The organism is Acinetobacter sp. YH12063 (genome assembly GCF_013419715.1).
GTDB classification, from domain to species: domain Bacteria; phylum Pseudomonadota; class Gammaproteobacteria; order Pseudomonadales; family Moraxellaceae; genus Acinetobacter; species Acinetobacter amyesii.
The window spans coordinates 182128-204456 of record NZ_VOZO01000001.1 but is presented as its reverse complement, the minus strand read 5'-3'; the positions used below and the strand labels follow the sequence as shown (position 1 = coordinate 204456).

Annotated in this window: 26 protein-coding genes; 16 read left to right on the top strand and 10 right to left on the bottom strand. The window is 41.2% G+C overall.

Annotated features, from left to right (window positions below):
* The 5 genes from FTU12_RS00935 (at position 1) to FTU12_RS00915 (ending at position 5764) form a co-directional block, all read left to right on the top strand.
* Positions 1–945: a PIN domain-containing protein gene (locus tag FTU12_RS00935; protein ID WP_180113556.1), complete on the top strand. Its 945-nt coding sequence runs from the start codon at positions 1–3 to the stop codon at positions 943–945.
* A gap of 61 nt (positions 946–1006) precedes the next feature.
* Entirely contained in the window at positions 1007–1456 is a 450-nt protein-coding gene (locus FTU12_RS00930) for an ammonium transporter (protein ID WP_180005286.1), read from the top strand.
* Between the two features lie 38 nt (positions 1457–1494).
* Complete coding sequence (gene topA, locus FTU12_RS00925; protein WP_180113555.1) at positions 1495–4137, top strand: type I DNA topoisomerase; 2643 nt, start codon at positions 1495–1497, stop codon at positions 4135–4137.
* 169 nt (positions 4138–4306) lie between these two features.
* Positions 4307–5065 (top strand): hypothetical protein, encoded by a 759-nt coding sequence (locus tag FTU12_RS00920; protein WP_180113554.1) that lies wholly within the window; start codon positions 4307–4309, stop codon positions 5063–5065.
* Between the two features lie 126 nt (positions 5066–5191).
* Positions 5192–5764: an HdeD family acid-resistance protein gene (locus tag FTU12_RS00915; RefSeq protein WP_180110586.1), complete on the top strand. Its 573-nt coding sequence runs from the start codon at positions 5192–5194 to the stop codon at positions 5762–5764.
* Between the two features lie 77 nt (positions 5765–5841).
* Here the strand turns inward: FTU12_RS00915 and FTU12_RS00910 are convergent, their stop codons facing one another.
* Positions 5842–6291, bottom strand: a complete 450-nt coding sequence (locus FTU12_RS00910) for a carboxymuconolactone decarboxylase family protein (protein ID WP_180113553.1) — start codon at positions 6289–6291, stop codon at positions 5842–5844.
* 83 nt (positions 6292–6374) lie between these two features.
* Between FTU12_RS00910 and FTU12_RS00905 the strand changes: the two genes are divergently transcribed.
* Positions 6375–7505: a glycerate kinase gene (locus FTU12_RS00905; protein WP_180113552.1), complete on the top strand. Its 1131-nt coding sequence runs from the start codon at positions 6375–6377 to the stop codon at positions 7503–7505.
* Between the two features lie 65 nt (positions 7506–7570).
* Here the strand turns inward: FTU12_RS00905 and FTU12_RS00900 are convergent, their stop codons facing one another.
* Complete coding sequence (locus tag FTU12_RS00900; protein ID WP_180089000.1) at positions 7571–7954, bottom strand: hypothetical protein; 384 nt, start codon at positions 7952–7954, stop codon at positions 7571–7573.
* A gap of 97 nt (positions 7955–8051) precedes the next feature.
* Between FTU12_RS00900 and FTU12_RS00895 the strand changes: the two genes are divergently transcribed.
* The 5 genes from FTU12_RS00895 to FTU12_RS00875 all read left to right on the top strand — a co-directional run bounded on the left by FTU12_RS00895 (position 8052) and on the right by FTU12_RS00875 (position 11746).
* Positions 8052–10040 (top strand): ATP-dependent helicase, encoded by a 1989-nt coding sequence (locus FTU12_RS00895; RefSeq protein WP_180113551.1) that lies wholly within the window; start codon positions 8052–8054, stop codon positions 10038–10040.
* Positions 10041–10126: 86 nt separating this feature from the next.
* On the top strand, positions 10127–10378 hold the full coding sequence (locus FTU12_RS00890) for an RNA-binding protein (RefSeq protein WP_078189697.1): 252 nt from the start codon (positions 10127–10129) through the stop codon (positions 10376–10378).
* A 42-nt stretch (positions 10379–10420) separates the two neighbouring features.
* Positions 10421–10783: an ASCH domain-containing protein gene (locus FTU12_RS00885; protein ID WP_180113550.1), complete on the top strand. Its 363-nt coding sequence runs from the start codon at positions 10421–10423 to the stop codon at positions 10781–10783.
* Between the two features lie 75 nt (positions 10784–10858).
* The gene (locus FTU12_RS00880; protein ID WP_180010190.1) at positions 10859–11362 is read left to right on the top strand and encodes a DUF6586 family protein; all 504 of its coding nucleotides are present in this window, start codon (positions 10859–10861) and stop codon (positions 11360–11362) included.
* Between the two features lie 105 nt (positions 11363–11467).
* Positions 11468–11746 carry a hypothetical protein gene (locus FTU12_RS00875; RefSeq protein ID WP_078192732.1) on the top strand — a complete coding sequence of 93 codons (279 nt, stop codon included), beginning with the start codon at positions 11468–11470 and terminating at the stop codon, positions 11744–11746.
* A gap of 78 nt (positions 11747–11824) precedes the next feature.
* Here the strand turns inward: FTU12_RS00875 and FTU12_RS00870 are convergent, their stop codons facing one another.
* From FTU12_RS00870 to FTU12_RS00850, 5 genes are all read right to left on the bottom strand, one after another.
* Entirely contained in the window at positions 11825–12067 is a 243-nt protein-coding gene (locus tag FTU12_RS00870) for a hypothetical protein (RefSeq protein ID WP_078192731.1), read from the bottom strand.
* Positions 12068–12254: 187 nt separating this feature from the next.
* On the bottom strand, positions 12255–13973 hold the full coding sequence (locus FTU12_RS00865) for a cation:proton antiporter (protein WP_180113549.1): 1719 nt from the start codon (positions 13971–13973) through the stop codon (positions 12255–12257).
* Between the two features lie 142 nt (positions 13974–14115).
* Positions 14116–14271, bottom strand: coding sequence for a 50S ribosomal protein L33 (gene rpmG, locus FTU12_RS00860; protein ID WP_001205031.1), 156 nt, complete (start codon positions 14269–14271; stop codon positions 14116–14118).
* A 12-nt stretch (positions 14272–14283) separates the two neighbouring features.
* A complete protein-coding gene (gene rpmB / locus FTU12_RS00855; protein ID WP_000048256.1) occupies positions 14284–14520 on the bottom strand; it encodes a 50S ribosomal protein L28 in 237 nt (78 codons plus the stop codon).
* A gap of 162 nt (positions 14521–14682) precedes the next feature.
* Positions 14683–16131, bottom strand: coding sequence for a coniferyl aldehyde dehydrogenase (locus tag FTU12_RS00850; protein ID WP_180113548.1), 1449 nt, complete (start codon positions 16129–16131; stop codon positions 14683–14685).
* Positions 16132–16247: 116 nt separating this feature from the next.
* On the opposite strand from FTU12_RS00850, the gene FTU12_RS00845 reads away from it, so the two are divergent.
* The 5 genes from FTU12_RS00845 (at position 16248) to FTU12_RS00825 (ending at position 19929) form a co-directional block, all read left to right on the top strand.
* Positions 16248–16949, top strand: a complete 702-nt coding sequence (locus FTU12_RS00845) for a TetR/AcrR family transcriptional regulator (protein WP_180055631.1) — start codon at positions 16248–16250, stop codon at positions 16947–16949.
* 79 nt (positions 16950–17028) lie between these two features.
* Positions 17029–17895, top strand: coding sequence for a formyltetrahydrofolate deformylase (purU, locus tag FTU12_RS00840; RefSeq protein WP_078192727.1), 867 nt, complete (start codon positions 17029–17031; stop codon positions 17893–17895).
* A 211-nt stretch (positions 17896–18106) separates the two neighbouring features.
* The gene (locus FTU12_RS00835) at positions 18107–18871 is read left to right on the top strand and encodes a TonB family protein (protein ID WP_180065325.1); all 765 of its coding nucleotides are present in this window, start codon (positions 18107–18109) and stop codon (positions 18869–18871) included.
* Between the two features lie 30 nt (positions 18872–18901).
* Entirely contained in the window at positions 18902–19525 is a 624-nt protein-coding gene (locus FTU12_RS00830; RefSeq protein WP_078192725.1) for a MotA/TolQ/ExbB proton channel family protein, read from the top strand.
* Positions 19525–19929, top strand: a complete 405-nt coding sequence (locus FTU12_RS00825; RefSeq protein ID WP_078189686.1) for a biopolymer transporter ExbD — start codon at positions 19525–19527, stop codon at positions 19927–19929. The genes FTU12_RS00830 and FTU12_RS00825 overlap by 1 nt, the downstream gene beginning before the upstream one ends.
* Before the next feature lie 86 nt (positions 19930–20015).
* Here FTU12_RS00825 and msrA read toward each other — a convergent pair whose 3' ends face one another.
* The 3 genes from msrA to FTU12_RS00810 all read right to left on the bottom strand — a co-directional run bounded on the left by msrA (position 20016) and on the right by FTU12_RS00810 (position 22314).
* Complete coding sequence (gene msrA, locus FTU12_RS00820; protein ID WP_180010195.1) at positions 20016–20540, bottom strand: peptide-methionine (S)-S-oxide reductase MsrA; 525 nt, start codon at positions 20538–20540, stop codon at positions 20016–20018.
* Between the two features lie 160 nt (positions 20541–20700).
* Positions 20701–21159, bottom strand: coding sequence for an META domain-containing protein (locus tag FTU12_RS00815; protein ID WP_168377884.1), 459 nt, complete (start codon positions 21157–21159; stop codon positions 20701–20703).
* Positions 21160–21243: 84 nt separating this feature from the next.
* Entirely contained in the window at positions 21244–22314 is a 1071-nt protein-coding gene (locus FTU12_RS00810) for a DUF4105 domain-containing protein (protein WP_180113547.1), read from the bottom strand.
* Positions 22315–22329: the final 15 nt, after the last annotated feature.

Below are 22329 nucleotides of genomic sequence, written 5' to 3'. Positions count from 1 at the left end.
ATGAAAAAAATATTATTACTTGATATTGAAAATTTGCATAAAACTGAAAATGAGTTGCTAACTTATTTAAAGCAATACTCATCTATTTATTTAGTTTACGCCAAGTCTCCAATAAGTTTTAGCTTGGATGGTTTGGTTAAGCTCTCTCCATTTATTATGAATGGCAAACTAAAAGTATTAAAAATGCCAAAGATTGGGAAGGATGCAGCTGATTTTGGACTAACATTTATTGCAGGCCAACTTTCTACACAAGTTTCGGCTAAGGAATTTAGTTTTGATGTTATGTCTAATGATCATTCCATGGGGTATGTTGTTGATTTATTAAAAATAGCTAAATTTGAAGCTAAAATTATTCATGAAAAGCCGCTAGTTTCTGCTCATGTAATTAACGAAGTGAAAGCTGAGCAAAATGTGGGTGAGCTAATTTTTCAATATTGTGAATATTTAACAAAAAATGCAGCTAGACCTGCAAAGTTAGAAAGTTTATTAAACTCACTTAAAGCTATACTTAAAGTGAGTGATGATGTTGCCAAGGTTTTAGTTGAGTTATTAAAAAAACACAAAATTATCCGCTTGGATAATAGTAAAATATTTTATCAAGATCCAAGTTTGCAGAAGTTTTTGAAATCAAATAAACAAACTGCTGAAACTGCTGAAACTGCTGAAACTGCTGAAACTGCTGAAACTGCTGAAACTGCTGAAACTGCTGAAACTATTGAGCAAAAATTGATTGAGATAAGAAATAAATTACTCGCTCATATGGATGTAAATAACCATACTCCTCCTAAATCTTTAAGTGGTTTTACTAGTATTTTAAAGAGATGTTTGCCTGAAGATGATGTTATTAACTCATTAGAATTATTGAGGAAATATAGATTGATAGAGGTTAATAGTAAACGGCAAGTTAGTTATAGCCCGATATTGCTAACTAATATTATTCATTAAGCATGCTTGCGTTTTATATTGCGCTTATGCAACTCTAATAAAGGAATATAAAGGTTGTGCTATGGAAAATACTGGAATCTGGGTTACCGTTTTTATTGTGGTCTTTGTACTTGGGTCGATTTTTGGACTTCGAGTAAATCCTAGAGAAAAAGCCTTGGGCATTATGCGTGAGAAGGCGCGTAAGATGGGGCTGCACCCACGTTTAGTGGCTGCACCTGCTTGGACCAAGATTCCAATGGCATCTGAAAAACGTGCCAGTATGGTAGCGTATTACAGTGTGCTGATTCCAGATGCGCGTTTGCCTTTAATGCGTGCTTTAGTAGTCGATGACAAACTTGAACTGGTGCATGGTGATGACAAGTTCAAGGATTTAGCCATTACATTAAAGGGCATTTATGCTATTGATATGCAGGCAAACTGTGTAGGACTCTATTGGAACGAAGAATCTGACTTAAGAGCCACACAGCTTGAAGATATGAAAGCATTTTTACATTCATTGGCTGAACTTTAAATTTTAAAAAACCTATTAAACAGGAATGATGGTTAACTATGGCGAACGCTCCTCGGTCCACATCTAAAAGTACCACAGCAAAATCTGCCGATGCTGGGAAAAAGCGTGCGTTAGTGATTGTGGAATCGCCTGCAAAAGCGAAAACAATCAATAAATATTTGGGCTCTGATTACATCGTAAAATCATCGGTGGGTCATGTCCGTGATTTACCTACAGGCGGCTCGAGTAAAACAGCAGAGAAAAAGCCAGTAACTCGTGCAAAATTAACTGAAGCTGAAAAAGCCAAAAAAGCACAAAAAGCTTTGGTTAATCGTATGGGTGTAGACCCTGAAAATGACTGGAAGGCACAGTACGAAGTCCTACCGGGTAAAGAACATGTTGTTGCGGAACTGAAAAAGCTTGCATCGCAAGTTGACGAGGTCTATCTCGCAACGGATATGGATAGGGAAGGAGAAGCAATTGCTTGGCATTTAAAAGAAGTGATTGGCGGTGACGACTCACGTTATCAACGTGTGGTGTTCAACGAAATTACCAAAAATGCTATTCAAGAAGCGTTTAAACATCCTTCTCGCCTCGATACAGATAAAGTCAATGCTCAACAAGCCCGTCGTTTCCTCGACCGTATTGTGGGCTTTATGATCTCGCCACTCTTATGGGAAAAAATCGCCCGTGGTTTATCGGCAGGTCGTGTGCAATCTGTGGCTGTTAAACTTGTGGTTGAGCGTGAACGTGAAATTCGTGCCTTCGTTCCAGAAGAATTTTGGCAAGTTTTTGCAGATACCAAGTCGAAGAAAGACGATATCCGCTTAGAAGCGGTGAAGCAAAATGGCAAGACTTTAAAACTGCACAATAAAGATGAAACGGATGCTTTACTGAACCTGATTAAAGATGCCGACTACACAGTTTCAGCACGTGAAGACAAACCAACCAAGGTTAATCCAAGCGCGCCTTACATCACGTCTACATTGCAACAAGCAGCAAGTACACGTTTAGGTTTTTCTGTGAAGAAAACCATGATGTTGGCACAGCGGTTATATGAAGCCGGCTTTATTACTTATATGCGTACAGACTCAACATTCTTGAGTGATGACGCTGTAAATATGGTTCGTGGTCATATTGAAACTGAGTTTGGACAAAAATATTTACCGGTTAAACCAAATCGCTATGGCAATAAAGCTGGTGCGCAAGAAGCCCATGAAGCGATTCGTCCATCAAATGTTGCGCTAAAAGGCGATAGTTTGGTGGGTGTAGAGCGTGATGCACAGCGTCTTTATGACCTGATCTGGCGTCAGTTCGTTGCGTGTCAAATGACCCCTGCAGAATATTTATCATCAACGATTTTAGTTAATGCCAATGGTGTCGAACTCAAAGCCAAAGGTCGTACATTGGTCTTTGATGGTTTCACTAAAGTTCGTGGTCAAAATAAATCGGATGATGATGTACTGCTTCCTGCTGTAAAAGTCGGTGAAGTACTCAAGCTTGAAAAATTAGATCCATCGCAACACTTTACTAAACCACCTGCGCGCTTCACTGAAGCATCTTTGGTCAAAGAGCTTGAGAAAAAAGGGATTGGTCGTCCATCGACGTATGCTGCGATTATCTCAACCATTCAAGACCGTGGTTATGTGAAGCTTGATAACCGTCGTTTGTTCGCCGAGAAAATGGGTGAAATCGTGACAGACCGTCTCGATGAAAACTTTAATAACTTGATGAACTATGCATTCACGGCAGACCTTGAAGGTCAGCTGGATAAAGTCGCTGATGGTGATCGTAACTGGAAAGAGTTACTCAATAGCTTCTACGGTGATTTTAAAACACGCTTAACCACAGCTCAGGGTGAAAATGGCATGCGCCGTAATTTACCTGTAGAAGTGGATGCGGTGCATTGTAAAGAATGTGATCGTCCGATGCAGATTCGTACAGGGACTACAGGCGTGTTCTTGGGTTGTTCAGGTTATAACTTACCTCCAAAAGAGCGTTGTAAGGGGACTTTGAACCTGACACCTGTAGAATCATTAGCTGCACTGTCTGACGATGACTCGGCTGAAACTGCAGATTTAATGTCGAAAAAACGCTGTCCAATCTGTGAAACAGCCATGGATAGCTATGTGATTGATGGTGGGCGTAAGTTGCATATCTGTGGTAATAACCCAGACTGTGCTGGTTTTGAGCTTGAAGAAGGTGAGTTCAAAATCAAAGGGTATGATGGTCCAACCATTCCGTGCGACAAATGTGATGGCGAAATGCAATTGAAGACAGGCCGTTTCGGTCCATACTTTGCATGTAATAGCTGTGATAATACACGTAAAGTGTTGAAGAGCGGTCAGCCGGCACCTCCACGTGTAGATCCAATAAAAATGGAACACTTACGCTCAACCAAACATGATGACTTCTTTGTCCTTCGTGATGGCGCAGCAGGTTTATTCTTAGCTGCAAGTAAGTTCCCGAAAGTACGTGAAACTCGTGCACCGAAAGTGGCTGAACTACGTTCTGTCGCAGATCAGTTGGATGCAAAATATCAGTTCATCTTGCAAGCACCGGATGTCGATCCTGAAGGAAATCCTACATTGGTGAAATTCAGCCGTAAAAACCAAGCGCAATATATTGGTTCTGAAAATGCTGAAGGCAAGCAAACCAAATGGTCTTTGGTGTACCAAGACGGTAAGTGGGTTGAGGCTTAAGTTTTAAAACCAATAAAGTGCTGACTTCGGTCGGCATTTTTTATGTCTTTTGATCAGGGATATTTGATGATAGGCAATCTATTGAGCTTTTAAATTGTCCAAGACATTTTAAGAATGTTCTGTTTTAATTCTGAAAATAAATGCTAAAAATTAATTGAGATCTTGGAGAATGTGGAAAAAAATTCGGGTACTGTGTTTATTGCTGATTTTACTAGTGGTCGCAGTCAATGCCTATAAAGACAAAAACCAAGACTGGAGTAAACCGATCTTTGTATTGTTACATCCAATTAATGCAGATGGTCGAGAGAGCACTCAAGCTTATATACAGCAGCTCTCTGTCAATGATTTAAATGATGTTCAACAATATTTACAAGCGACAGCACAGAAATACCGAGGGCAACCGACTTATGTGTATTTTAAGTTAGGTCGTGAGCTGAAAGTTTTACCTCCCAAAGTACCCAATGACGCCGGTATGTTGGACGTTATCTTATGGAGTTTGAAATTCCGCTACTATGCTTGGCAACAGCATGAAAATGTAGACGGGGTTTCGAGTGTCACGCTCTTTCTAAATTATTACGATCCGAACCAAACCAAAGAACTTAAACATTCCACAGCCTTGGAAAATGGTCGAATTGGATCGGTGAATTTATTTGCATCGAATAAACAGACAGCGCAGAATAAAATCGTTTTAGCCCATGAGTTATTACACGCTTTTGGTGCAACTGATAAGTATGATTTGGCCACAGGTCAGCCTATCTTCCCTGTCGGTTATGCAGAACCTGAGCGGCAGCCTTTGTTTCCACAAAGTAAAGCTGAACTAATGGCTGGGCATATTCCTACCTCACAGACGCAAAGTAAAATGCCTGAAGATTTAGCTGATACTGTGGTGAATGACGTCACAGCGATTGAACTGGGATGGAAAAAATAATGTGGATAAAACCTATCTTATCCACAGTCTAAGTCAGCAGTGTGGATAAGATTTGGACTTTTCTTTCATTTTTCTTCATCATGAAGTTGCATAATCCATTGAATAACGAATAACTTGAGAAAAAGCATGAGAACAGTAGGCAACGATTTAATTCGCAGTCAGCTCCATGAAAACCGTAAGTGGTATCTCGGTTTAGGTGCTTTATTGGTGGTCTTCGGATTGGTCCTTTTGGTAGCCTTGCCATTTGCGACACTTACGGTGATTTATATTTTTGGTGTGCTGATGATGTTAGGTGGTGTAATCCACTTCGTCGCGGCATTTAAAATTTTTGAAGGCGGCTACCGCTGGTTCTGGGCACTATTTGGTGTGTTGTATTTGGTCGCAGGCTATTATGCATTTACAACGCCTGTCAAAACGGCCATTGTCCTAACCAATTTATTGGCGATTATCTTGATTATTGCAGGGGTCATTCGTATCTTTAATGCTGTGCTATTTCGAGCATTTCAAGGTTGGGGATGGACGCTATTTTCAGGTCTATTGACCTTGATTACGGGTGTGATCATTTTGATGTCACCTGATGCACCATTTTGGGTATTAGGATTATTCTTGGCGGTTGATATTTTATTCCAAGGGGTCAACTACCTTACTTTGGCTTCTTATATTCGACGTGAAGTACCGAAAAGCTCGGCAGAGCAGTAAACTGCTTGCGGATCTGATAAATAAAAAAAGAGTGCTGAGGCACTCTTTTTTTATTCAGTTTTAATGTGTACAACCCGTTAAGGTTTCACGCTATAGCGGCTACTAATGGCGATACGATTCCATGTGTTAATGACAATCGCGAGCCATTCAATTGCACTGATTTGATCATCAGTTAAAAATGGTAGAGCATCTTCATAAACTGCATCGGGAACTTGGTCTTCGGCAATCAATGTAATCGCTTCGATCAAGTTTAAAGCCGCACGTTCTTTTTCATCGTAGTACGCAGTTTCACGCCATGCATTGAGTAGGCTAATACGTTCAATGCTTTCACCTGTTTTAAGTGCATCTTGCGCATGCATGCGAATACAGAACGCACATTCGTTGATTTGGGATGCACGTAATTTGAGTAAATGAGCTAATCCTTCACTTAGGCCAGCTTCATTTATTTTTTTCATTGCCAGTGCATCAAGTTCTGCGACTTTTTTATATAGCTCAGGTGCAGACTGACCTAGATTGATTCGTGACATTTCGAGCCTTTCTGATGTTTTTAGATATACCTGCTATTTTAAAACCGTTATGGTTGAGGACAAGTTTTATTTTGAGCATTTAGATGACCACTTTTGTTCTTGCGCCCGATTCATTTAAAGAAAGTATGAGTGCTCAACAAGCCTGTGACGCGATGCGGCGTGCAATTTTAAAACTCATACCTGACGCCAATGTCATCGCTGTGCCAATGGCAGATGGCGGTGAGGGAACTGTGGATGCGTTACTCAGTGCTTGCCACGGTCAAAAAGTGCCGATAGCGCTTACAGGTCCTTTGCCCAATCAACGTGTGACGACGTATTTCGGTTTGATTGACGGAGGAAAAACTGCGGTGATTGAAATGGCAAAAGCCAATGGTATTCATCTTGTCGATATTGCTCAGCGAAATCCTTTACTGACGTCAACTTATGGTACGGGCGAAATGATCAAGGCTGCTCTAGACTTCGGAGTAAGTAAAATTATCATTGGCTTAGGCGGGAGTGTGACCAATGATGGCGGTGCAGGTATGGCACAGGCCTTGGGGGCACAATTTTTAGATGAAAATGGCTTGGAAATAGCAGTTTGTGGTGGTTATCTGGATCAAATTAATAGTCTTGATTTGACGCAGCTCGACTCACGTTTAACGCACACAGAGATCATCATTGCCAGCGACGTCATTAATCCACTATGTGGTGAAAATGGTGCATCCCATATCTTTGGTCCGCAAAAAGGCGCAACGCAGGAGATGGTGCGTCAGTTAGATCAGAACCTCAGTCATTATGCCGATGTGGTTGAAGCGACACTGGGTTGTACTTTACGTGATGTAGTAGGTGCAGGCGCTGCAGGTGGATTAGGTTTTGGGTTGATGGCTTTTGCAGGTGCATCGATGCAATCAGGTGTGGAATTGGTCATTGAACAAACTCAGTTGAAGGAAAAAATAGCACAGGCAGATTATGTGCTGACAGGTGAAGGGAAAATTGATCATCAAACCAAGTTAGGTAAAACACCATTTGGTGTGGCGCAGGTTGCAAAAAAGTTTAATAAACCCGTGATCGCCTTTACTGGTCTAGTGGGTGAGGGGATAGCAGAACTCTATGATTTAGGTTTCACACAGATTGTTGGGATTAATCCACCAGATTGTAAGTTGGAAGATGCATTAAAAAATGCGGAACTAAATTTGGAACATTGCTGTCGAAATGTGATGAGATGTTTGAAATAAAAATCAAGGTAAAATTTATGAATGCATCTAGCGAGTTTTAAGATAATCATAGTTGGAAAATATGATTAATTTGGTTGAGAATCTTTGCAATATTTTTCCATTGGTTTTTGATTTTTTGGAATTATATTTTCAATGTTTTTTATATTTTCTATTGCATTTTCTTTTGCCCGTTTCGCTTTTAATAATTCAGAATTCTCTGAAGCAATTTCATATTGTGCTTTACTCATTTTATAAGTTGCACATAAATTATCGGATATAAGCTTATGATTGCCAGAAATTAGAGCTACAGCTAGATCATCATGGAGTTGAATTCCTTTCTGATTATTTTTACTTATCAAGTGATCAAATTCAGTTTGAGTCAATTTTTTTGCGTAAGATGGATGATTTGTAAATATTATGAGTAATAAAACTGGCTGAAGGAAATGGTTAATTAGCTTAAAATTTTTCATAAACTTATCGTTTTCTAGTTTTAATTTTGATCCTACATTAGCATGTATTTTTTTTCAATCTGCTAAACTATACCTATCCATGAAATGATGAGTACATATGAGTTTAGCCAACCTGATTGATGAATTAAATCCTCAACAAAAACAAGCCGCAACAACAGAAGCACAGCATAGCTTGGTTTTGGCAGGAGCAGGTTGTGGTAAAACCAAAACCATCGTGGCGCGTGCAGCTTATTTAATTGATCAAGGCGTGCCTGCCAATCAAATTCAAATTTTGACTTTTACTCGCCGTGCGGCCAGTGAAATTGTCGCTCGTGTGGAGTTGGCTCTGGGTGAGCGAGCTAAAGGGCTACGTGCATCAACCTTTCATACCTTTTGTATGTACCTATTGCGCCGCATTCCAAAAGCTTTTGGTCTAGAACAGTTTTCGATTATTGATCGTGATGATCAGCTCATGATGTTCCGCCTGATTCGTGGCCGTGATGATAAGAAAAACCCCAATCACTTGCCCAAGCCGAAAGAACTCTGTGATCTGTATTCCTTTGCGCGGAATACGCGTCAAAAACTCAGCATTGCTATGGAAAAGCAAATGCCTGAGTACTTTGCTTTAAAAGATCAAATCGCGGATATCATGAAAGAATACGAAGCCCGTAAACGTGCGCGTAGTTTTTTAGATTATGACGATATCTTGGCGATTGTGGCGAAAGCCTTGGCGGAATCAGATGGACTGGTCGATTATGTCGCTTCAATTTGTCGCCACATGTTGGTTGATGAAATGCAGGATACCAATCCGCTGCAATGGGCGTTACTTGAGCCACTAAAAGAACGTGTCAGCTTGTTCTGTGTCGGCGATGATGCACAGTCCATTTACGGCTTCCGTGGTGCAGACTTTGAAAATATTCATCATTTCAAAGAGCGTGTACCCGACGCACAGATTTTCAAACTCGAAAAAAATTATCGTTCAACCCAAGAAATTTTAGACTTGTCGAATTGGTTGTTGGATGAAAGCGAAATTAAATATGACAAACGCTTAGATGCCTATCGTGGTGAAGGGATTAAGCCGAAAATGCATATTTTCCCGAATGAGTTTGATGAAGCCAAATGGATTGCCATTGATATTAAAGAGCGTCATTACCTCGAAGGCAGCAAATGGTCGGATCATATGGTGCTTGTGCGTTCAAGCTTTGCTGCTCGTCATATTGAAGCAGCCTGTATTGCCGCAAACGTGCCGTATCGCTTTATTGGCGGAATGAAATTACTTGAAACAGCCCATGTCAAAGACTTGCTCAGTGTGCTGCGTGTAGTGGCCAATCCTTTAGATGATATCGCGTGGATGCGCTTTTTAACCTTGTGGAATGGTGTGGGTGATGTCGGTGCGAGTAAGTTATCGCAGCAGATTTTACTTGAGCCAGAAATGCAAGCCATTGCAACCAAGTTGGAAAATTTTGGCAAAGTACCTGACCAAGCGATTCTGATGATGAAGCAAATGTCGGTGTTGAAAGATCAGGTCAAAGAATGTGTAAGCTTGGCTGTTCAAGCGATTTCTGAGCAGCTAGAAGAAAACTATAAAAAAGATTGGAACCGCCGTCAGGGTGATTTTGATTTGGTGAAACAACTGGCATCCAAACATACGCAGTTGAGTGAATTCTTAGAAGAATATGTCCTTGATCCAGTGTCCATTTCTGAAATTGAACGCCAATCTGACAGTGATGTCGTGACTTTAATTACCATTCATTCGGCAAAAGGAACGGAGCAAAAAGTCTGTTATGTGGCGAATGTCACGCCAGGGCAATACCCGCATGCACGTGCCCAAGGCAATTTCGATGAAGTGGAAGAAGAGCGTCGCGTGTTATATGTAGCGCTGACACGTGCGCAAAATGAACTGATTTTGACTAAGCAAAACTTGAACCACTGGGCGCGTGAAACTGTCGATGAGCAAGGGCGTAAAGTAGAAAGTTACTTTATGAATGATTTAACTCGAAATTTATGTAGTTTGGAAACACACTATAAAACCCGTCAGCAAACCGTAAAAAGTGCGTTAATCGAAAGAAAATCGATTAATTTAGATTTTGGTATCGATCTCGATTAAAATAGATTTTTGACGTGATTTACACGCAAGTTAAAAAGCAAAATAGACAAATGCTTTTTGATGATGCTGTCTATTTGGAAGATTGAATGAAAATTTTAGTACGTAACTTAGAGCGTTCAGTTACTGAAGCAGAATTGGTTGAACTGTTTAAACCATTTGGCGCAGTAGAGTCTGCTGTTGTTGTTATGGATGCAAGCACAGGTAAATCGAAAGGGTTTGGTTTTGTCGAAATGCCAAATGGTCGTGAAGCTGTAAAAGCGATTAAAGGCCTGAATACTTTGAAAGTCAAAGGTGCGGGTATTCGCGTAAAAGCGGCTGAAGATAAGCCTAAAGCATAAATTCAAAAAGGAGCGTAACGCTCCTTTTTTTATCGGTGATCTATGAAAAAATGCTACTCGGCTTTGTCTATTGTTGCGCCATCTGGTTCGAACATTGCGTGTGGGCTTAAAACGCTTGAAGTCCGCTCATGGCAGCCCGAACATTTGCCTTTAAAAGATTTAGTGATCGTGGAAAATCAACGCTACTTACATGAAAGCGGAGAAGAAGATTTTGGACGTGCAGTGGCGATGGTCGATGTATATGACGTTCATGCATGGACTGAAACAGAGGTAGAGCAAGCGCAGGCGACATATTGGGCAGCAGGGTACTGGGCTTGGCGTCTGGAAAATATCAGGATGATTGATTGGGATATGCCTGTTCCTGCCAAGCGTGACATTTATTTAATTGAAATCGATCATCCATAATATTTATTGTGAATTTCCTAAAAATCCGTTTAAGCTTATTCATGTAGAAAAACGCCAAAATTTAGGGAATTGTTCATGTCTCGTGTTGCTCGCTTTCATGCTGATCGTACCAATCAAAAGTTATATTTTAGCCGTCTTGCATGTCAGCAAGCTGAGCAGACCGATCATGTTCAACAAGCTCAGGCTTATCGCGAAGCAGCAGTTTTTCATTTGCATGGTGCAGTACTTGCGTTTTTACAAGAGTTGGTGCGTTACTATCGTTTAAATGATCCTGCGCCCACGTTAAAGTCGATTGAAACGCTGATGGCTGAAAAAGGTCAGGTATCACCTGAAGTGACTGTTATGCAGCAATTGGCAAAGCAGGGCTTTATTGCAGAGCTGAAACGCGCACATCGTATGTGTCAATATGCACCTGAACCGTCTGCACCAGAGCCAGAAGATGAAACGTCTTCAAATTTAATTATTAAAGTCACTCAAACACCGCAAGCATGGTTGCCAGATACCGCTATTTTGCGTGAATGGCATCGTGATCTAACCCAATTGATTGATGGATTTCGTAACGAGATGGTGGAGTTCTAATTGGACTATTGCTACTTGAAATAAATTTATTTAACCCGATATAAGATTATCTAAGTAATACAAAGTGCAGATGCCTTTATCACCATGTTGCGCATGGAGGGATATATGTCTATAGAACAGTTGAAAGAACTCTTTGGGAACCAGGAAGCAATTTTAGAGCTGGTTCAATTGGAAGGTGGTGAGTTGGCATTGCGTAATGCAGGCTCAGAAAAAGAGCCTTTGGTGACTATCCAATTCAATGAAGAATTACGCAATATTTTGGGCGATCAAATGAGTGTGATCGCTCAGCAAATGATTCAGGCTGCATTGTTTGGTTTGTTAGAAAAACAAGTGGATGAATGGCATGCCGAAGTGGTTGATGAAAAGCCCAAATATATGAGCTAATCATATAGCTGCTGACTTTGCGGATCATGATAATGAAAACGCACCTTTCGGTGCGTTTTTTTATGCCCAAAATGACACTTAGACTGTGCCCAGTTCAGTAGGTGAGATCAGTATCGAACCTAAAAATACAATAAAGACCCCGATGAGCTGTAAGAAAAAAGGATTTTTGGCATCTTGCCAATACAGAATCAGAAAGACGATGGAAATGGGATAAAACAATAGACAGCCCAGTCCCCATAAAATACTGGTTTTAAATGCAGCGATGAGAAAGCCCAGACCGCCAATTAAAATAATGGCAAGGCCTAAATAGAGGATGTACATGTTTTTCTCGTTTCTTGTTTGAAGTATTTAACATGATGCTTCGTTTGATGCTCATTTTATCAATATGTTTTTTAAATTCAATTATTTGTAATTTTAAAATTACTGAATTATATCAATTAAAAAAAGGCGATGCTTTAATGCATCGCCTTTTGGGTTTTGCTCATAAGAACTTAATTAGGCACTTAGTTTAGTGTGTCGGAGTTTGGTGATGGGCAATTTGGATTTGATTTAAAATATGATTGCTCATATTTTTCGCCATTTCCTCTTTGGCATAATAAACCTCACCGATATTGTCACGACGAATGACTTCAGCTTCTTCTTTACTTTCCGCACACACCAATACTTGGATAGAAGGATTCAGCATTTTGGCAATATCGACAATTTTATGAATATCTAAAATATCCATAGGTGAAATGACCAAAAGGCGTGCGTGTTGAATATGGGCCTGAATTAAAACACCCGGTTCTGTTGCTACACCGGATACCGCAGCGATGCCTTTTTCCCGCAAGTTTTCCACGATTTCACGGTTTTCTTCAGCAATAACCACTTTAATGTTTTCATTCATTAATTCACGGGTAATGCGACGACCGACTTCACCATGACCAATCAGTACCACCTGATCACGTAGATAATCCTGTGAGACCTCATCCGGCAACATGGCTAATGGGTCACTACTACGTTCCAGTAAACGGGCCAAATTCGAGCGCTCACGGATGAGTCGCTGCATAGGCTCGATTGCAGAAAATACAAATGAATTCAGCGTAATCGAGATTAATGCACCTGCCAGTATCAGGTTTTGTCCTTCCATAGAAAGGAGGTTTAGAGATACACCCAAGGTCGCCAAAATAAATGAGAACTCACCAATTTGCGCCAAGCTTGCCCCAACGGTTAATGCGGTATTGATGGGGTAGCGGAAGAACAACACCAACGCCATTGCAGCGATGGTCTTACCAATCATGATAATACCGACCACAGCTAAGACGTGAAGCGGTTGTTCAATCAAGATCCGTGGATCAAACAGCATGCCGACGGAGACGAAAAACAGAATCGAAAAAATTTCACGAAGCGGAAGGGTTTCTTCTTCTGCACGGTGACTAAAGTCAGACTCTTTGACCACCATACCGGCAAAAAATGCGCCCAGTGCCATGGATACACCAAATACCTTGTAGGCACCAAAGGCAATAGACACGGCTGCTGCAACCACAGTGAGCGTGAATAATTCACGTGAGCCTAAGCGTGCAACCACTTGCATAATCATTGGCACTAAACGTTTACCAATGATCAGCATGAAGGCAATAAAGCCAGCGACTTTGAGTAAAGTTAGACCTAAGGTCAGCCAAATATTTTCATCAGCACTGCCTGCTATGAGCGGTTGACCACCAAGCAATACTGCTGTGGCAGGGAGTAAGACCAGAACCAAGACCATGACCAGATCTTCAACCAAGAGCCAGCCTACAGCAATTTTACCATTCACGGAGTTAAGTAAGCCTCGGTCACCGAGAGCCTTGAGGAGAACCACCGTACTTGCACACGACAAACTTAAGCCAAACACTAAGGCTGAGCCCATGCTCCAGCCCCAAAGCATGGAAATTCCCATACCGAGTAAGGTCGCCACTGCAATTTGTAAAATGGCACCGGGCAAAGCAATACGACGGACTTGCATCAAATCATTGAGTGAAAAGTGCATACCCACGCCAAACATCAGGAACATGACACCGAGTTCGGCCAACTGGTTAGCGAGATGGATGTCACCAACTACTCCAGGCGTATTTGGGCTAATAATAATACCGGCAATCAGATAGCCGATGAGGGGAGGAAGTCGCAGGCGCGCAGCTATATAGCCAAAAATTAAGGCAAAACCAAAGCCAACAGCAAGTAATATTATGAGTTCTACATCATGAGGCACTAAAAACTCCTTAAGCCTAAGTTAAGGGTAAAAAAGACAAGCACAAAAAGTGCCAAAAAGCATTTTGAAAGTTTAGCAATTCGAATAAAAAAAATGCAAAAAAAAACGACCTAAGTAGGTCGTTTTTTTCAAAAAACTAAAATTATTTGATTTTAGCTTCTTTGAAGATTACGTGTTGACGGATTTTTGGATCAAATTTTTTGATTTCCATTTTTTCCGGCATAGTACGTTTGTTCTTAGTGGTAGTGTAGAAATAACCTGTACCAGCAGAAGAAACTAGGCGAATTTTATCACGCATGTTCGTAGCTCCTTAGATCTTTTGACCTTGAGCACGTAGGTCAGCAACAACCTTTTCGATGCCCAATTTGTCGATAATACGCATACCTTTAGTAGTTAGACGAAGACGTACGAAACGTTTTTCGCTTTCTAACCAAAAACGGTGGTGATGCAGGTTCGGCTCGAACCGGCGTTTAGTTTTGTTGTTGGCGTGTGAGACGTTGTTACCAACGACTGGACGCTTGCCGGTAACTTGGCAAACCTTAGACATGGTGTAACTCCATTGATTTAGCCAACAGCAAATCTGTATGGCCAGTCAAAAAAAACATTGAATTCATTCAAGGGGCGTTTTATATCAAAAATGCGCTTAAAAGACAAGCGATTTTGCATAAAACGAACGATCACCTAGTGTGATCGTTCATGCCTTGATCGTTTATCGAAGAAGTGTCTTCGAAATCAGTTTGTGGATCGGCTTATTGAACGGTGGAAGAATGAATTTCAAACTATACAGTTTTGGATTCGACATCACCGAGCGTTCATGCGACAAACTGAAGAAACCTTCTGGACCATGATATTTCCCCATACCCGAAGCCCCCACACCGCCAAAAGGCAGGTCATCTTGAGCCACATGGGTTAATACCGTGTTTTGTCCGAAATGTCCTGAATGGGTACGTGTTGCGACATAGTCGGCACGTGCCTGATCAAAGTCGAAATAGTATAAAGCAAGTGGACGAGGACGGCTATTAATAAAAGCAATAACCTCGTCAATTTGATCATATTCCATGATTGGAAGGATCGGACCGAAGATTTCATGCTGCATAATTTGCATGTCTGGAGTGACACCTGTTAACACAGTCGGCGCAATTTTACGTACAGCGTCCACATCTTCATTTTGTAGGTTAAAACTGATGATTTGTGCGCCTTGATCACGCGCATCTTCTAAATAACCTTGTAGGCGCTTGTACTGCTTGTCATTAATAATCGAAGTGTAGTCCTGATTATGGGCAATACTTGGGTACATGGCTTCAACGCACACTTTATAGTGATCTAAAAATTCAGTCGTTTTACCACGAGGTAAGAACACATAGTCAGGTGCAACACAAGTTTGACCTGCATTCCAAAGTTTACCAACAGCAAGACGCTGTGCGACATCTGCTAGGTCAATAGACGGATGAACCAATACAGGTGACTTTCCGCCTAATTCTAAAATTACCGGAACTAAGTTTTCAGACGCTGCCGCCATGACGGTTTTACCGACATTGGTTGAGCCCGTGAAAATCATTTTATCGAAGGCAAGGTGACTAAACGCATCTGAAATTGGGCCACCACCATTGACGACTGCGACCAATTCTTGAGGAAATGCTTCTGCGAGAGCTTTTTCGAGCACATCACCGAATACCGCAGAGGCACTCGAAATTTTGATCATGGCATGGTTGCCCGCAGCCAAAGCACAAATCAGTGGGCCTATAGAAAGAAGCAGTGGGTAGTTCCATGGCGTAATAATGCCGACGACACCAAGTGGTTGATATTGCACCCATGCTTTTGCAGGTTGGTGAATAATTCCGACATGGCGTTTGGATGGTTTCATCCAGTCTGTCAAATGCTTGCTATAATATTTGATGTGCTCAAGACAGGTAAGTAACTCACCAATCTTGGTTTCACCAATAGAACGGTTACCATAGTCTTGATTAATTGCATCAGCAAATTGATCTTGATACTTAACTAAGATACGCTTAAGCCGAGCCAAACGGTCTATACGTTCCTTTGCTGTAGGCAATGGGTAACGTAAATATGCTTGTTTCTGCTGTTCCAACATATTGTTGAGATGCTGGTGATCAAAAGAATGTGGTGTCATTGAAGTTGTTTTTGTTTGACTATTCATGTCGCACGACCATATCCAAATTAGCGATTAATTAATTTTTAGAGCAAATACTCTAAATAGTCAAGTTACTTTATGTGTTAGTGTTCTAATGCTTTGAAATAAATGGTTGTTTTAGGATGTCTCACACCAAAACCTTAAAAACGAAAGAACGTATTTTGCAGCTGAGTTTGCAGTTGTTTAATGAGCGTAGCGAGCGTTCAGTGACAACCAATCATATTGCTGCTGAACTGGGAATGAGCCCAGGTAACTTGTATTACCATTTCCGAAATAAAAGTGAAATTATTAAGGAATTAATGGAGCAATATCAGCATGAAACGCTAGAAATGTTAGCGCTTCCTGATGATCGTCAGCTTGATGCCAATGATAAAATTCGCTATTTCCAAGTGTTAAGTAGCCAATTATGGGCTTATCGCTTTTTACATCGTGATGTTTATCACTTGGTCGAAAATAATGAAGATTTCCGCAAAATGTATCCACGTTTTGCCGGTCAAGTCATGCAACAAGGGCAGAAAATTTATCGTGCCTTTGTTGACGCAGGCTTAATGCAGATGACCGATTCTGAAATTGAGGCCTTAACCATTAACTTGTGGATCGTGCTGACCAACTGGACCAACTTCCTTTATATGTCGGGCCATATTACCGACTCCAACACTTTGGAAGAAAAGTGGGTGTGGCAAGCACTGCGACAAATGGTGTTCTTAGAAGGCGCATATCTACGTGGTGAAAGCCGTGAAACCTATGAGCGACTGCTCGATACTTTAGGGCCGTCGGACTTATTTGCAAGTCTTTCAAACGCAAAGCATCAGGTTACTGAATAAGACTATTTAGTCTGGCTTTAAAAAGCGTTAGAATACTCGGCTCTTTTTTCAATTTAACTGATTAGTGATATAAACCAACATGAATATGTCGACCGCTAACACAGCACGCTTACTCATTACCTGTGAAGATAAACCAGGGATTGTGCAAGCTGTATCGAGCTTTTTGTATCATCAGGGAGCAAATATTACCGCACTTGATCAATACGCGACTGAAGCTCAAGGGGGGCGATACTTCATGCGTGTTGAGTTCGAATTGGACAATCTACAAAGCCGTAAAGAAAGTCTAACTCAAACATTTGCGAGCAATGTTGCTGAGCGTTACAACATGCACTGGCGTTTAGCTTTAGTCAGTGATGTGAAGAAAGTCGGTATCTTGGTATCTAAAGTTGACCATGCTTTGCTTGAACTGTTATGGCGTCATGCACGTGGTGGTTTACCATGTGAAATCACCAAAGTCGTGTCTAATCACGATGCTTTACGTGAATCTGTAGAAAATTTCGGTATTCCGTTTGAAGTGGTTCCTGTGAACAAAGAAAACAAACGTGAAGCTTATGAGCAAATTGATCAATTGATGCAAGGCAATGATTTATTGGTTCTTGCTCGTTATATGCAAATTTTAGACGAAGAATTTGTTCAAAAATGGGAAATGAAAGTGATCAACATTCACCATTCATTCCTCCCAGCCTTTGTTGGTGCGAACCCATATAAGCAAGCGCATGAAAAAGGCGTGAAACTGATTGGTGCAACAGCGCACTATGTGACTGCTGATCTTGACCAAGGGCCGATTATTGAGCAAGACGTAGAGCGTGTAAGCCACGACTTTACTGTTGAACAATTGCGTGAGTTAGGTCAGGACGTAGAACGTAATGTGCTCGCACGTGCAGTCAAATGGCATCTTGAAGATCGTATTATTGTCGATGGTAATAAAACTGTTGTATTTCAATAAAACGAGATGAATTTTTGATTAAAAGGGCATACTTTAGGTATGCCTTTTTTTATATTATGATTAAAAAAAGTCATTAAAACTGACGAATTAATAGTTGCAAATGAAAACACTTCTCATTTATTATTGCCGTACTTTAATTGTGCTAACCGATGAGCATGATTGTATTTTTGACAAAATAAATGCAATCGCTTCTTCAAGGTAACTGAGTTTAATGAGTCAATCTCCCGCTCCAATGATGCAATCACCTAACCCGATGAAAAAGAAAATCATTACTGCGCTTCTCGCTGTTGTGGTAGGGCATATGGGAGTATTGTGGGCGGTCAGCAATATGAAAGCACCAGAACTTAAACCGATTGAAAAAGATCCGATTAAAGTTCGTTTTGTGAAGATTGTTGAAGAGAAAAAAACTGAACCTCCGAAGCCAAAACCAGAACCGAAGAAAGAGCCACCAAAGCCAAAAGAAGTTAAAATTGTAGATAAGCCTTTACCACCTCCACCGAAGAAAGTGGAAAAAGTGGAACAGGTGAAAAAGAAAGATGCGCCGAAACCAACTGTTGAAGCGGTCAAAAACGTACCACCAACACCTGTTGTTTCAACTGTGGTTTCTGAAACGAAAGTCGTTCGTGTTGAACCAACACCTCCGGCACCTGTTGCACCACCACCTGCGCCTCCAGCACCACCTGCGCCACCGACACCTAAAATAGTCAGCATCGGTAATGGTGTCAGTTGGATTAAGAAACCTAATGTTCAATTTGAAGATGGTGAATTAAAAGCGTCGTGTACAGTTGAAGTTGCGATTGCAGCAAGTGCTGAAGGTAAAGTCGAATCAGCAACGATTAAAAACTCGACTTGTGGCGCTGCTGTGAACCGTAAAGTGACTGCAGCAGTGAAGCGTGCGCGTTTATCCAAATATATTGATAATGGTGTCGCAACTCCGACGCGAGTTGATCAACCATTTAACTTTAAACTTAATTAAGATTCCGGCTAACCCATTAGGAGTTCGAATATGAACTTTTCAGTTTATTGGCAACATGCAGATGCAGTCAGCAAAACACTGTATTTCGTGTTACTTGCAATGTCGATTGCGACTTGGACGATCTTCGTTCTTCGTATTATGGGCACACGTCAGCTCAAACAAGTGGCGTATAACCACCTTGCAGATGCACTAAGCAAACTGAAAGCGAAATTTGCTCCTTTGGCTTTTGAACAACGTAAGGCTGTGGCTGAACAAGCATTACTACGTCAAATTTCGGTAGAAAAAGCTAATGCTGAAAAAGGCGTATCTGTATTGGGTACGATTGCTTCAATTGCACCGTTCGTAGGTTTGTTCGGTACAGTGTGGGGTATTTTCCATGCCCTTGTAGCAGTGGGTAAAAGCGGTCAAGCGGGTTTAGCGCAAGTGGCAACTCCAGTCGGTGAAGCTTTGATCATGACCGGTCTTGGTTTGGCTGTGGCGATTCCTGCGGTATTGGCTTATAACATCTGTGTTCGTTTTAACCGTACACTGTCGAATGAATTGCAAGATCAAGCGCATGGTTTATTGATTGATACTATGTTGCAACAAGAATCTGCAGCGAAGAAAGAAGACGTGAAAACTGCACAGCAAAGTTTAGCTGGAGGTCAAGCTTAATGGCTTTTCAATTGGGTGAAGACAACGATGCTGGCATGAATGAGATGAACCTCATTCCGCTCATCGATATTATGTTGGTATTGATGATCATCTTCTTGGTGACTGCGACTGTTGCCAACCCATCAATTCCATTAACCTTGCCACAAACGACTGCAGAAGTGATTGATCTGCCGCCTGAAAGCGTAACCATCAGTATTAACTCAGCGGGTGATATCGCTTGGAATGGTGATATTGTGACGCTCGAAGATTTAGAAAGTCGTCTAAATACAGCTGGTCAGCAAGAGCGTAAACCTGCATTGGTCTTAAAAGCCGATAAAGAATCACGTTATGACACAGTTGCGCAAGTGATGTCGCGTGCGAGTGGAGCCGGACTCAGCGATATCGCCTTTGCCAGTGATAACTAAGCACTGAGTAAAGATAGCTAAAAAAAAGCGACTGAAATGTCGCTTTTTTTTATGTCTCTATTTTGAAAAAATGTCGTACAAATAGATCACTCAGATTTGAGTAGGTCTTGAAATTTGCTACGTAATTTCATGAGTTTAGGTGGTATTGAAAAATTACAGTAGCCTTGGTTTGGGTTACGCGCAAAGAAGTTCTGATGATATTCTTCGGCAGGGTAGAAGGTCGGCATTGGACTGAGTTCAGTCACGATATTGATGCCTTCAGCTTTTAATTCTTCAATACGTTGTTCAGCGATTTGCTTTTGTGATTCGTCTTGATAGAAAATCACTGAGCGATACTGTGTACCGACATCATTGCCTTGACGGTTCAGCGTAGTGGGATCGTGGGTTGCGAAAAATACATCCAGCAATTGGCTAAAACTGATTTGGCTGTCATCAAAATTGATCTGAATGACTTCTGCATGTTGGGTATTTCCCTCACAGATTTGCTCATAGCTTGGATGCTGAGTAATTCCCCCTGCATAACCACTGACAACTGTTTGCACGCCCTGAAGTTGTAGAAAAACTGCTTCTACACACCAAAAGCATCCACCACCAAATACCGCTTGTTGCATAGTGAAATCCTATCTTGTTCCCTGATGTTTAATATGGGGTTATAGCTAAAAACTGCAATGTACGTCTGTATACTAATCACAAGTTTATGTGCATTAAATGTCTCTGGCATGACTGAACAGTGAATAAAAAAAGTCTGCCGAAGCAGACTTTTAAAATGATTTAACGCGGTTGAACAGCGCTTTCATATTGAATTAATAAATTGCCATGACGGTCTAGTAATTTCAATGTTTTTCCAAATACTTGATAATGCGTTACTTTTTCGAGTGCTGCATGGTACTGTCGGTCTAGCCCATTGTTATTGAGACAAGCCATCTGTGTCGCTGCAATCGGGCCAAACGTTATGGTGTCTTTGCCAGCATTATAGCCGCCCATTATACGATTACAGCCATCTGCACCTGAGACACGTTTTGAAGCCGCATCGAATTGAATGCTTGGAATATTATGCGCATTGGGTGCTGTTTTGATTGGGGTGTTGCCAATCTGAGTGGCAATCCAAGTACGGTTTTGTAATAGGTTTAAATTTTCAGTTATGGTGTTGTCTTGTGCAGGCATGCTTTCACAGCCTGTCACCACTAAAGTTGAAACCAAAGTTGCAGCAACAAATATTTGTTTTAGCATCGGAATTTCCCCGTGGAAGCATTTCAATTATCTAAGCAAATATCGCACAGATAAGCTAGCCATATTTGTATCAATATTTAAGAATTACAATTGATTGGCGCTTGGATTAGACTGTGAATGCGGCAAACCTTGTCGGATTAACTTCGAATATTGTTCACTGCTCAGTTGCTTAATTTGAGAGACGCGGGGGTTAACATGGGCTTTTTGATACCATGTTTTCATATCCCAATTTTGGTCTATGGCATGGAGGTCGTGCAAATAATTCGGCAAATAACCGGATGCAAATAAGCGGTAATCGGTTGGAAGTTGATGTTTGGAAACCGCTTGAATCATGTCAAACACCAGTGTTGTACAATTACTAGTGAGTGTGTTGTACCATTTGGGTTGAGTCTGCAGTTCATCGGCTTTATGTAGATATTCAATAAACAGCGCCTGCATTTCAGATTTTGGCATGTTTACGGGGAAGAAATAGACCTGTTCTCCGCGTGTATTGCTGCGGGTATAGATAATATCTTTTTCATCTGATGCAATGAGGCTCAGTTCATATTTACGGAAAAAACCACCAATCGCAGAGAATTCTTCATTTTTCTCTTTGCGAATTTCAATCGAAAACGTCAGCGGTGGTCGGTCAGCAAAATCAAAAGTGACCAGTGTATGGGCAATTTGCGGCCCCATCCAATACGAGGTAATGATGTTGACGCCATTGATTTGACTCAGGTCATATTGGCGAGTTTCCCAACGCGGGGTAAAGCTACCATCGGTATGCCAGTCGAAATTACGCACATTGTGTAAGGTGACGAGATTACCTTGCTTTTCATAATGTGGAATTTCAGCTACTTCAGGATTCCATTCACGATCTTGACGCGCTTCCATGCCAAAATACCAAAATAGACCACAGATAAAGCCCACAATATAAATCAAGACATCTTTACGACGGCTAAAAAAGTGTTGGGTAATATAGATGCCTAAAATGCTCAGGGCAAAAGCAATCCAGATTCCAATGATAATGCGGCTGCCTAACCAGCCTGCCGGTTGCTGTATCCACAAGGCGGCACAGAGCCAAATCGAAGAACAGAGGACAAACACACTAAATAGAGCATGAAGAATACTTCGCCCTATTTTTTTGAACATTGCTTGTTGGTCACTCTGTTGCATATTTTTCTTTTAGCT

Coding starts and splice junctions, on each gene's coding strand:
- FTU12_RS00935 (WP_180113556.1), top strand. CDS start 1: ATGAAAAAAATATTATTACTTGATATTGAAAATTTGCATAAAACTGAA.
- FTU12_RS00930 (WP_180005286.1), top strand. CDS start 1,007: ATGGAAAATACTGGAATCTGGGTTACCGTTTTTATTGTGGTCTTTGTA.
- topA (WP_180113555.1), top strand. CDS start 1,495: ATGGCGAACGCTCCTCGGTCCACATCTAAAAGTACCACAGCAAAATCT.
- FTU12_RS00920 (WP_180113554.1), top strand. CDS start 4,307: ATGTGGAAAAAAATTCGGGTACTGTGTTTATTGCTGATTTTACTAGTG.
- FTU12_RS00915 (WP_180110586.1), top strand. CDS start 5,192: ATGAGAACAGTAGGCAACGATTTAATTCGCAGTCAGCTCCATGAAAAC.
- FTU12_RS00910 (WP_180113553.1), bottom strand. CDS start 6,291: ATGTCACGAATCAATCTAGGTCAGTCTGCACCTGAGCTATATAAAAAA.
- FTU12_RS00905 (WP_180113552.1), top strand. CDS start 6,375: ATGACCACTTTTGTTCTTGCGCCCGATTCATTTAAAGAAAGTATGAGT.
- FTU12_RS00900 (WP_180089000.1), bottom strand. CDS start 7,954: ATGAAAAATTTTAAGCTAATTAACCATTTCCTTCAGCCAGTTTTATTA.
- FTU12_RS00895 (WP_180113551.1), top strand. CDS start 8,052: ATGAGTTTAGCCAACCTGATTGATGAATTAAATCCTCAACAAAAACAA.
- FTU12_RS00890 (WP_078189697.1), top strand. CDS start 10,127: ATGAAAATTTTAGTACGTAACTTAGAGCGTTCAGTTACTGAAGCAGAA.
- FTU12_RS00885 (WP_180113550.1), top strand. CDS start 10,421: ATGAAAAAATGCTACTCGGCTTTGTCTATTGTTGCGCCATCTGGTTCG.
- FTU12_RS00880 (WP_180010190.1), top strand. CDS start 10,859: ATGTCTCGTGTTGCTCGCTTTCATGCTGATCGTACCAATCAAAAGTTA.
- FTU12_RS00875 (WP_078192732.1), top strand. CDS start 11,468: ATGTCTATAGAACAGTTGAAAGAACTCTTTGGGAACCAGGAAGCAATT.
- FTU12_RS00870 (WP_078192731.1), bottom strand. CDS start 12,067: ATGTACATCCTCTATTTAGGCCTTGCCATTATTTTAATTGGCGGTCTG.
- rpmG (WP_001205031.1), bottom strand. CDS start 14,271: ATGCGTGATAAAATTCGCCTAGTTTCTTCTGCTGGTACAGGTTATTTC.
- rpmB (WP_000048256.1), bottom strand. CDS start 14,520: ATGTCTAAGGTTTGCCAAGTTACCGGCAAGCGTCCAGTCGTTGGTAAC.
- FTU12_RS00850 (WP_180113548.1), bottom strand. CDS start 16,131: ATGAATAGTCAAACAAAAACAACTTCAATGACACCACATTCTTTTGAT.
- FTU12_RS00845 (WP_180055631.1), top strand. CDS start 16,248: ATGTCTCACACCAAAACCTTAAAAACGAAAGAACGTATTTTGCAGCTG.
- purU (WP_078192727.1), top strand. CDS start 17,029: ATGAATATGTCGACCGCTAACACAGCACGCTTACTCATTACCTGTGAA.
- FTU12_RS00835 (WP_180065325.1), top strand. CDS start 18,107: ATGAGTCAATCTCCCGCTCCAATGATGCAATCACCTAACCCGATGAAA.
- FTU12_RS00830 (WP_078192725.1), top strand. CDS start 18,902: ATGAACTTTTCAGTTTATTGGCAACATGCAGATGCAGTCAGCAAAACA.
- FTU12_RS00825 (WP_078189686.1), top strand. CDS start 19,525: ATGGCTTTTCAATTGGGTGAAGACAACGATGCTGGCATGAATGAGATG.
- msrA (WP_180010195.1), bottom strand. CDS start 20,540: ATGCAACAAGCGGTATTTGGTGGTGGATGCTTTTGGTGTGTAGAAGCA.
- FTU12_RS00815 (WP_168377884.1), bottom strand. CDS start 21,159: ATGCTAAAACAAATATTTGTTGCTGCAACTTTGGTTTCAACTTTAGTG.
- FTU12_RS00810 (WP_180113547.1), bottom strand. CDS start 22,314: ATGCAACAGAGTGACCAACAAGCAATGTTCAAAAAAATAGGGCGAAGT.